This window comes from Deltaproteobacteria bacterium, from assembly GCA_030654105.1.
Taxonomy (GTDB): domain Bacteria; phylum Desulfobacterota; class SM23-61; order SM23-61; family SM23-61; genus JAHJQK01.
In genome coordinates this window covers 1-5,525 of record JAURYC010000079.1, presented here as the reverse complement: position 1 = coordinate 5,525, position 5,525 = coordinate 1, and the positions used below count along the sequence as shown (strand labels likewise).

The following is a 5,525-nucleotide window of genomic DNA, read 5'->3' as shown; positions in this document are numbered from 1 at the left end:
AGCCAGATTAGATGCGCCCGGGGTTTTGCACCATGTGATGGGGCGGGGGATCGAGAAACGGAAGATCTTTCTCGATGATCAGGATCGAGTCGATTTTATCAATCGATTAGGCAAATTGGTGAAAGAGGACTCCATGGATATCTATGCATGGGCTATTCTTCCCAACCATTTTCATATCCTTTGTAAAACTAAGAAACGGCCGTTGTCTTCCAGCATGCGGAATTTGCTGACTGGGTATGCCGTGAATTTCAATAGGCGACATCGGAGGCATGGCCATCTGTTTCAGAATCGGTATAAATCCATTTTGTGTCAGGAGGATGCTTACTTGGTGGAGTTGGTTCGTTATATTCATTTGAATTTGCTACGGGCTGGGGTAGTTAAAGATCTGCGGGAATTGAATGATTGCCCTTGGTCAGGTCATTTGGCTTTGCTGAGGAATATAGATGGAAGAGAATGGCAGAATCGGGATTATGTCTTATCGTATTTTGGAGGGGGGAGAAGAGGACGGCGAAATTATTTGAGGTTTGTGGAGGAAGGAATTTCATTGGGGAGAAGGCCGGAGTTAGTTGGGGGAGGTCTGGTAAGGAGTTTAGGGGGTTGGTCTTCGGTAATCGCATTGCGGCGGCGTGGGGAGAAACAGGTATCGGATGAGAGGATATTAGGGGATGGGGATTTTGTGGAGGCAATGTTGGCTGAATCGGATGACATAGGAAAAGAGAATTTGAGAATAAGTAAGAAGAAATTTAATTTGTGGTCTTTGGCGGAGGGGGTTTGTAAAGAACATGGGGTAAACTTGAAGGAGTTGCGGTCGGGAAGTCGCCGGCATGGAGTTGTGGAGGCGCGGCAGGAATTATCTCGGCTCGCAGTAATGGCTCATGGGTATTCCGGGGCGGAAGTAGCGCGATACTTGGGGGTTACGAATTCCTGTATTACCCGCCCGCTTTCCTTAGGAAGCAAGAAAGTCCAGTAAGTTGTAAGATAGAGCGTTAGGCAATTTCTGCACGAACGTCCCCCATTTTAAACCGGCATAAGCAACAAGGACCTATGGATTTTTGATGTCTTTGGGATAATAAAGAAAAAAATATTATTGAATGAATTGCTCCCAGTGAGCCGGGTTGAATCGCGAGATTAAACGCTGACTTTCTAACCATTCGCAAATAATACAGTACAAGTTGTCGAGACGGTTTCTTGTCTGTTTAAAAATGTTCAATTCTTCTCACTTTTGGCAATTTCAAAAATTCCATCAACCTCTTTTTTCTTTATGGATGGAAGGAGAAATATTCTACTGGCTGTATCTCTATATTTATCTTCTTTTTCGCCCATGATACCATGAATACCGATAGTCTCCAGAATTCCGTAAGTTTGATACATCAAACTTACGAGCATAATTCCTACTTCTTTCCGGTGGGCCAGTTCGCTAGACAAGGATGCCTCTCATGGGGGACGTAGTTTACTTCTATCACTTCTTATTCTCCATCTCTATTTTTCGAAGAGCATTGGCAATGGCTGAGGTGCAAACCCCCACATGACGCGCTATCTCGGCCATCGGAATTCCGTATTCCCGGTTTAATTGCCAAGCCACCTTCGCACGCACGCTTGAAACTCTCCGAGCCTGACCGCCCAAACGTAACTCCTTCTCTCCGACCTCCTCCTCTTGAGATATCTTCTGTATAACATCCTTTATCAAAGCCTCTCTCTTCTTTATAGGTAGATACCGCGTCACCTTCTGGTCTGCTTCCTTTAAAATCTCAGCTACAAAATCCCCCCCGCCCAATATCCGGGAATCATGCTCACCTATCTCGCCTCTACTCCGTAACGAAAGCACCTGTGACCATCCTCCCATACTCCGAACTAACCCTCCGCCAACCAACTCCGGCCGCCTCCCCTGATCCTTGCCCTCTTCCATAAACCTCCGATATACCCGAATCGCTTTCTTCTCATTACGGTGAAATTGCTGCAGCACATAATTCCTCTCTTGCCAATCATTTTTCTCCTTCCCTACCAAGGCACCGTGGCCGCTCCAAGGATATCGATCCAGCTCGCCCAAACTCGCAACTGCTGAAGCTCGCAGAGGGTTTAAATGGATGTATCGAACCAACTCCAAAAGATAGGTTTCCTCCTCGCATATGATAGATTTATATCGGTTTTGAAACAAGTGCCCGTTTCTTTTATGCCTCCGGTTAAATGCCTGCGAGTATCCGCTCAAGAGACGACGCATGAACAAAGATAAACCGGAAGGGCCGCTCAAGAGTAATAGGTGAGCGTGGTTATTTAACAATGACCAGGCAAGAAGGCGGGTCCCGGTTTCTTTGGATAAGTTCCTCAACCGGGAGACAAAGTCTTTCCCATCCTCATCCTCTCGAAAGATTCGCTTTCTTTCAATCCCCCGGATCATTACATGGTGGAGAGTCCCGGGAGTGTCCAATCTTGCTTGCCGTGGCATAGGTCTCTTTTACCAGAGAACCATCTCTTTGTAAAGTTATATTTTTAAACTACGTCCCCTATTTCACTATTTCACTATTTCACAAGCGCAAACAGCGCGCGCAAAAACTTAGGAGGAGGTAAATGGAAATGGAACTAATGACACCGCAGTTTATGGAACAGCAGGCACCGCAGGAAACCACATGGCCGCCACGTTTGGAACAATTAAAATTTCCCCCGCTGCCTGACTAGGTGGAGAAGTGGGACACGACCCGCGTGTGTATGGTGACCGGGACGTTCGTGCAGAAATTGCATAAAAGCCTTGGCGACAAAACTATTTTTATAGAACCGCTAAGAACGCTCTGCACGAACGTCCCATATTTCAAGATTTACTCCAAATGCTTAATCCGATCGAGGCGAAATACTCGCATATCTTTTTCCTTCAGGCAAAAAGCATCCATATAAATGTTCTTTCCTCTGCGAAATAATCGCTCTGGGACGACACGGCGAAAAGTCAATCCGTCCGTCCCAGCGTACTTTAAGTAAACCGACTTTCCGATTTTAATCAGGTCGTTTATTTCTGCAATCCGTTTGACTTTGTAGTCTTGGGGACGCATCGGGTCATCTGGTTTTTCTAACCACTTCAGTACATGTTTATCCTTCTCTATTAATTTCCTTCTCCCAAAAATCAACCAGAGCAAAAATCGGATCAGGTTATAGGGTAAAAAGATAAACCACAGCATCTTTTCTTCTCAATCCTCATCCGGCATTATACAAGAAATAAAACTGACTGGAACCTTTCCCTTACTGTTTTATGACTAATACTTCTTTACAAGTTAGGGAAATTTGCTGCCATTCGATCCGGCTCATAGGACCGAACCAACAGGCTCCAAAATTACAATCCATCCCAAAATAAATTTTTTCTCCTTTTTCGGGTTCAAGATAATAGTGGTCTGAAATAGTCGAAGAAACGCTCGATATTTTTGTTGTTTTTCCAACGGGGATTTTGAATTCTGTCTTCATTCCGCACCCAAGCCTGATAAAGTCTGTGTCATTTATTCTTATGAGAAACCCTCCGATGTATTTTTCGCCATCCCATCTACCACATTGCATATTCCCAGCTTTCCTTGCTATAAAAACAGTAGCAAAATCATTATCAACTTGTGGGATGTTGCCAATAATTCCCGCTGGTTTAATACATCCTGCCAACAATCCAACAATCAGTCCCAACATAAAAACCGTTTTTATTTTTTCTCTCCTTTCAATCCTCCCCTATTAGCATGATCGTAATCGTGGGTTCAAGATTATCGCCTGGTGAGCAGATCGAATAAAAGTCAACCAGAGGCTTTGAATCGCCCTGGTCAAAGATAACCTTGAAATCCACCCTGTCCGTTCTTCCTGCCCTCCTTATCTCATGCCGCAGCATGGTCAGCAAATCCCAAAGCCTTCCCTTCTCATCCTGTCCAATAGCCTCGGGGAGAGGGATGATCCATTGATGCCAAACTCCATGGGTCACAGCTGTAGGATACTTGAATCCGGCCTCTTTAGCAAGCTCGCTGACATCAATCAGGACGCCGTCTGCAATGGCCTGTTTTCGGCTGAGTGAGTGGGGTCAGATCTTTCTTTTTGACAAAGCTCCAATTCGCCGGTCAATTTCCTCAAAATGGGCTCGAACTTGTTTGTAGGCGTTTGGGTAAAGCGTGCGCAGAATTTTTTTGATTTAAATAAAAACGTTGTTGACTACAATGACTTATATTTGTATAGAAATGTTGGGAAATTTGAATCAAACGGGGAAATATTTATGGCTATGAGAAATGAATTTGTGGAATATCTTTTGGAATTGTTGGAGCCATCTGGAGGGGTGAGAGCCAAAGCCATGTTCGGGGGATTCGGTATCTACAGGGATAATCTTATGTTCGGCTTGGTGGCGGACGACATCCTGTACTTCAAGGTGGATAAAAAAACCCGGCCTGAATTCGAGGCCAAGGGACTGCCCCCTTTTACCTATGAAAATAAAGGCAAAGAGTACTCTATGTCCTATTACCAGGCTCCGGAGGAAGCCTTAGAGGATTCTGATGAGATGGCTGTATGGGCGGAAAAAGCCTATGGCGCTGCGCTGCGCGCTAATAAAAAGAAAAAAGTCTAACGCTCAACTGAATTTCTTCGGGCCTAAAAAAGAACAATCCGGGGCATTCCTACCTTTATTATCACCCTGTCATATTTCGGAAATGATTTCTGTTAGATCCCGGTTCAACTCCAGGATTCGGTCCTTGAGCTCGGTTTGTTCCAGCCAGGCCTTGGCTTCCAGTCGAGACTTGCGGTCCCGAAGCGCGGCCAGTTTGGATTCCATATCAGAAAGGAGATAGGCCCAATCGACGGGAGGAGCGGCTTTTTCGGGATAGGCAGCCCGCTTGAGTTCCTGCCCCGCTTTTAGCGTGGCTTCTTCCAGATAATCGGGGATGAGGACTTTGAACCCGAAACGATCCTGAATAAGACCCGCCAGTACCTGTTGAGCGGAAAACTCTCCGTGCACTAAAAAAACTTGCATGTTGGGATTCTGGAAATGGCTCAGCCATTCTAAAATCTGGCCTTGACCGGCATGGGCGGAAAATCCGTTGATGGTAAACACCCTGGCTTTTACGGCAATTTCTTCGTGAAAAAGGTGAACCCTTTTCATCCCATCCACGATTTTTCGCCCTGTCGTCCCCTGGGCCTGAAACCCGACGAAGACAATACTCGCCCCCTCGCGCCACAGATGATGTCTCAAGTGATGCCGGATCCTTCCCGCATCCGCCATCCCGCTGGCCGAGATGACGACCGCCGGCCCGGAGAGGCGATTGATCGCCATGGACTCCTCGGTAGTCTCGGTAAAACGCAACTGGGGCAAAGAGAGCGGGTCTTCTCCGTTTTGCATAAGTTTTTTGGTGGCTTCATCAAAATATTCCGTATAGTTCCGAAAAATCTCAGTGGCCCGGATCGCTAAGGGGCTGTCCAAAAAAACGGGCATATCCTCTGGAAGCCTTCTTTCCTTGGCTAAAAGGTGAAGCGAATAAATGATCTCCTGGGTCCTTTCCACAGCGAACGCCGGGATAATAACCTTCTCT

At 46.2% G+C, this 5,525-nt stretch carries 7 protein-coding genes; 2 read left to right on the top strand and 5 right to left on the bottom strand.

Features of this window, described 5'->3' with window-relative positions; translation table 11 throughout:
• Positions 1–970 (top strand): transposase (locus Q7V48_03060; GenBank protein ID MDO9209716.1); only part of this gene is annotated, 970 nt, incomplete at its 5' end.
• 236 nt (positions 971–1,206) lie between these two features.
• Here Q7V48_03060 and Q7V48_03055 read toward each other — a convergent pair.
• The 4 genes from Q7V48_03055 to Q7V48_03040 all read right to left on the bottom strand — a co-directional run bounded on the left by Q7V48_03055 (position 1,207) and on the right by Q7V48_03040 (position 3,654).
• Positions 1,207–1,425, bottom strand: a complete 219-nt coding sequence (locus tag Q7V48_03055; GenBank protein ID MDO9209715.1) for a hypothetical protein — start codon at positions 1,423–1,425, stop codon at positions 1,207–1,209.
• Positions 1,426–1,459: 34 nt separating this feature from the next.
• Positions 1,460–2,443 (bottom strand): transposase, encoded by a 984-nt coding sequence (locus Q7V48_03050; protein MDO9209714.1) that lies wholly within the window; start codon positions 2,441–2,443, stop codon positions 1,460–1,462.
• Between the two features lie 367 nt (positions 2,444–2,810).
• Complete coding sequence (locus Q7V48_03045; protein ID MDO9209713.1) at positions 2,811–3,164, bottom strand: WYL domain-containing protein; 354 nt, start codon at positions 3,162–3,164, stop codon at positions 2,811–2,813.
• 61 nt (positions 3,165–3,225) lie between these two features.
• Entirely contained in the window at positions 3,226–3,654 is a 429-nt protein-coding gene (locus Q7V48_03040; GenBank protein MDO9209712.1) for a hypothetical protein, read from the bottom strand.
• Between the two features lie 568 nt (positions 3,655–4,222).
• Here Q7V48_03040 and Q7V48_03035 point away from each other — a divergent pair.
• Positions 4,223–4,567, top strand: a complete 345-nt coding sequence (locus tag Q7V48_03035) for a TfoX/Sxy family protein (protein ID MDO9209711.1) — start codon at positions 4,223–4,225, stop codon at positions 4,565–4,567.
• A gap of 69 nt (positions 4,568–4,636) precedes the next feature.
• On the opposite strand, the gene Q7V48_03030 is transcribed toward Q7V48_03035, so the two are convergent.
• Positions 4,637–5,525, bottom strand: an 889-nt coding sequence (locus Q7V48_03030; protein ID MDO9209710.1) for an MBL fold metallo-hydrolase RNA specificity domain-containing protein, incomplete at its 5' end; no start/stop codon positions are given.